Here is a 3,378-nt window from a genome sequence, read left to right as displayed (position 1 = left end):
CTTCACAGTCGAATCGACTGTGAAGGGACCCTTCACGGCCAACACTCACGGTGCCCGTTTTGCGAGGCGATGACCGGATGGTCCGCGGGCCATTGTTTCCACCAAGTTACGTCCTGTTCCCCTCCTCGTGATAGCGCCCACTAGAGGGCCCGATCAGCCGTCCCTCGGAGGCAACATGCCGGTAACTCGAGGAGGTTGCAGGTGATCAACACCGGGGATACGGCGTGGCTGCTGGGCTCCGCCGCGCTGGTGATGCTCATGACGCCGGGCCTGGCGCTGTTCTACGGCGGCATGGTGCGGTCGCGGAGCGTGCTGAACGTGATGATGCTGACCTTCGTCTGCCTGGCCGCGGTCGGCCTGGTTTGGCTGCTGTACGGGTATTCGCTGTCCTTCGGCAACGACGCCTTCGGCGGCCTCATCGGCAACCTCAAGCTGTCCGGCCTGCACGGGCTGGCCGGGGCCACGGTGGGACCGGAGGGGCACAAGGTGCCGCTGCTGGCCTTCGCCGGTTTCCAGTTGATGTTCGCCGTGATCACGGTGGCCCTGCTGGTCGGCGCGGTGGCCGAGCGCGCCCGGTTCTGGCCGTGGCTGCTGTTCGTCGTGGTCTGGGTGACCCTGGTGTACCTCCCGCTGGCGCACTGGGTGTTCGCCTTCGACGCCTTCACCGGGCCCGGCACCACCGGCGGCTGGCTGGTGAACAAGCTGCACGCACTGGACTTCGCGGGCGGCACCGCGGTCGAGGTCAACTCGGGGGCGGCCGCGGTGGCGCTCGCCTTCGTCTTCGGCGCGCGGCAGGGCTGGCCCCGGCAGGCCGTGCGCCCGCACAACCTGCCGTTCGTCATGTTCGGCGCGGGCCTGCTCTGGTTCGGCTGGTTCGGGTTCAACGCCGGTTCGGCGCTCGGTGCCTCCTCCGTGGCGGCCACCTCGTTCCTCAACACCACGATCGCGGCCGCGACCGCGGTGATCGGCTGGCTCGTCGTCGAGCAGGTGCGCGACGGCAAACCCACCACGCTGGGCGCCGCTTCGGGCGCGGTCGCCGGCCTGGTCGGCATCACCCCGGGCTGTGCCTACGTGGAACCGCTCGGTGCCGCGGCGATCGGTGTCATCGCGGGCGTGGTGTGCTCGCTGGCCATCGGCCTGAAGTACAAGCTGCGCCTGGACGACTCGCTGGACGTGCTGGCCGTGCACGGCATCGGCGGGTTCACCGGCATGCTGCTGATCGGCCTCTTCGCCAGCACCTCGGCCAATCCCTCCGGCGCGGACGGACTGTTCTACGGGGGCGGTTTCGACCAGTTGTGGCGGCAGGCTGTGGCCACCTTCGCGGCACTGGTTTACTCCCTCGTGGTGACGTTCGTGATCGCCTGGGTGCTGCACCGCACACTCGGCCTGCGGATCGGCCGCGAGGCCGAACTCGACGGGATCGACGAGGCGGAGCACGCCGAAAGCGCCTACGACCTGGCTGTGCACCCCAGCCGCCGAGCGACGGCGGCCGGTTTCGTGGAAGGAGGGCGGCCTTGAAGCTGCTGACCGCCGTCGTGCGCCCGTTCGTCGTCGACGACATCCGGGAAGCCATGGAACGGCTGGCCGTGCTGGGCATGACGGTGACCGAGGCGCGCGGGTACGGCCGTCAGAAGGGCCATGTCGAGGTCTACCGGGGTGCGGAATACCAGGTGGACTTCGTGGCGAAGGTGCGGGTCGAGGTGCTGCTCGACGACGCGCTGGTGGAAAAGGCGCTCGACGCCGTGGTGCAGGCCTGCCGGACCGGCCGCATCGGCGACGGCAAGGTGTGGGTCACCCCGGTGGACACCGTGGTGCGGGTCCGCACCGGGGAGCGCGGCGCCGACGCGATCTAGGGTTGCGGCGAGTCCCGCCTCCCGGCGCTGGTGTCCCACGCTCGGGCGCTGTGGAGTCGACCGCGATGCCTTCGACGATGGGAAAACGGGTTACCGGAAGGAACGGGCGAGGGGATTCGGGTGGTGTCCCCGGACATGAGTGGTGTGGACTCGGCCAGGGAACTGGCCGTGCCACGTTCGGCAACTCGTGTCCCGCGCCGGGTCCTATCGGTCCGGCGGCGATCTGTGCCAGAGTCGGGGACGGCGGTGCGATTCACTCGATGACGAGGAGGAGAGCTCTTGAGCCGGTTGCGATTCGGCGCCTTTCTGGCCCCCTTCCACCCCGCGGGCGAGAACCCGACCCTGGCCCTGCAGCGTGATCTGGAACTGATCGAACACCTGGACCGCCTCGGCTACGACGAGGTGTGGGTCGGCGAGCACCATTCGGCGGGCAGCGAGATCATCGCCGCTCCCGAGATCTTCCTCGCCGCGGCGGCGGAACGGACCCGGCACATCCGGCTGGGCACCGGCGTGACCTCGCTGGCCTACCACAATCCGCTCTGGGTGGCCGACCGGATGGTCCTGCTGGATCACCTCACCCGCGGGCGGACCATGCTCGGCGTTGGCCCGGGTTCGCTGCCCACGGACTCCGCGATGATCGGCCTGACCCCCACCGACACGCGGGAACTGCTCGACGTCAACTTCGACATCGTGATGCGGTTGCTGGCGGGGGAGACGGTGACCGCGCACACCGCCACCCACCGGCTCGTCGACGCCCGGTTGCAGCTGCGCCCCTACAGCGAACCGTGCTTCGACATCGCGGTCGCGGCGGTCGCCTCGCCCACCGGCCCGCGGCTCGCCGGACGGCACGGCACCGGCCTGCTGTCCATCGGCGCGACCCTGACCAAGGAGGGGTTCGATGCGCTGGCCCACCACTGGGGCGTGGTCGAGGAGCGCGCCGCCCACTACGGGCGGCCGGTGCCGGATCGCTCCGGCTGGCGCCTGGTGGGGCTGATGCACATCGCGCAGACTCGCGAGCAGGCCTACCGCGAGGTGGAGTACGGCATCGAAGAGTGGTTCCGGTACTTCCAGAAGGTCGCGGCCTTCCCGCAGATGGCGGTCTCCGGCGGGAACGTGCGGGAGATGATCGACCACATCAACAACGCGGGAGTCGGCGCGATCGGCACCCCGGAGGACGCGCGGGCGCAGGTGCAGCGGTTGTGGGACCAGTCGGGCGGTTTCGGCGCCATGCTCCTGATGGCGCACGAATGGGCCGACCCGGCGGCCACGCGGCGGTCGCTGGAACTGATCGCCCAGCACGTGATGCCGCACTTCCAGGGCCACGGTACCAGCCACGCACGGTCCACTTTGGACGCCAAGGAGCGGGCCCGCGTCTCGCGCGACGGCCACGCGCAGGCACAGCTGTCGGCGGTGGCCCACATGACGGAGAAGTACGCCAAGGAGATCGCCGACAAGCCCTGAGCCAGGCCCGGGGCCGTGAAGGGTCCGCGGGTTCTAGGGGTGGTTGCAACGTCCGGTGTGGGAG

General features: G+C 69.7%; 3 protein-coding genes. All 3 read left to right on the top strand.

Features of this window, described 5'->3' with window-relative positions; all coding sequences use genetic code 11:
• The first annotated feature begins 201 nt into the window (after nt 1-201).
• Nucleotides 202-1,518, top strand: coding sequence for an ammonium transporter (locus FNH05_RS35005; RefSeq protein WP_144593135.1), 1,317 nt, complete (start codon nt 202-204; stop codon nt 1,516-1,518).
• Nucleotides 1,515-1,853, top strand: coding sequence for a P-II family nitrogen regulator (locus FNH05_RS35000; RefSeq protein ID WP_144593134.1), 339 nt, complete (start codon nt 1,515-1,517; stop codon nt 1,851-1,853). The genes FNH05_RS35005 and FNH05_RS35000 overlap by 4 nt, the downstream gene beginning before the upstream one ends.
• 279 nt (nt 1,854-2,132) lie before the next feature.
• On the top strand, nt 2,133-3,314 hold the full coding sequence (locus FNH05_RS34995) for an LLM class flavin-dependent oxidoreductase (RefSeq protein ID WP_144593133.1): 1,182 nt from the start codon (nt 2,133-2,135) through the stop codon (nt 3,312-3,314).
• Nucleotides 3,315-3,378: the final 64 nt, after the last annotated feature.

Source organism: Amycolatopsis rhizosphaerae (assembly GCF_007713715.1).
In the GTDB taxonomy this organism is placed as follows: domain Bacteria; phylum Actinomycetota; class Actinomycetes; order Mycobacteriales; family Pseudonocardiaceae; genus Amycolatopsis_E; species Amycolatopsis_E rhizosphaerae.
Note: the sequence above shows the minus strand (reverse complement) of the source record. Positions and strands in the feature narration are given on the sequence as shown.